1 protein-coding gene is annotated in these 770 nt (G+C 41.8%); it reads right to left on the reverse strand.

The genetic code is table 11. The features are described 5' to 3' along the window. The coding region (locus tag ACRCJ0_RS17110; RefSeq protein ID WP_431391358.1) for a penicillin-binding transpeptidase domain-containing protein at nucleotides 1–770 on the reverse strand (770 nt) is incomplete at both ends.

Consider the following 770-nt stretch of genomic DNA (forward strand, 5'->3'; position numbering starts at 1 on the left):
GTATCATCAGACATCAAGAAGATTGGTTGTGTAACAGACACTTCTTCGTTTACTGCAGGGGTTTGGCTGACGATTTTTTCCCCATCACCAATCACTTCTACATTGACGAAGCTAGCATCTGATAGGGTCTGTTGCGCCTCACTAATGGTCAATCCTGACACATCAGGGACGGTTGCCGTCACAACTGATTCACTATCGCTTAAGGCATTATATTCAAGCGCTCTTGTTAAGAGTGGTGTATAAATTTCTGTCATCATCTCGCTAGCAGTCGTTTCCAAGTTTTTCGGTTGCTCCGCTGTGATATATAGGACATATTGCGGATCTTCACTTGGGACAAATCCGACTACAGAGTACAAGTATTTGGTTAAACCTGCTTCATAGGTATTGGTTTCAAGATTGAAGACCTCTGCTGTACCTGTTTTAGCGGATACTGTATAACCATCTAAGTCATAAGCGGCCCCGGTTCCTGTATCTGCATAAACAACAGATTGTAAGTATTCAAGAGTCTTATTAGCAGTTTCTTTTGAAATTGGTGAAGAAACTACTTCTGGTTCCACAACTTGCATAGTCCCATCTTCTTCATAACGGTTAACCAATTGTAACTTCATCATATTCCCGTCGTTAGCAATTGCCGTGAAGGCTTGCATCATTTGGTAAGGTGTTACATAAATCCCTTGTCCAAAACCAGTCGTTACTTTATCTGCTTCATACTCATAGTTCATTGACCCGCTTGCTTCGTTGGCAAATCCTGAACCCGTTTCTTGCAGTAA

The sequence above is a fragment of the Aerococcus sp. L_32 genome (assembly GCF_050689315.1).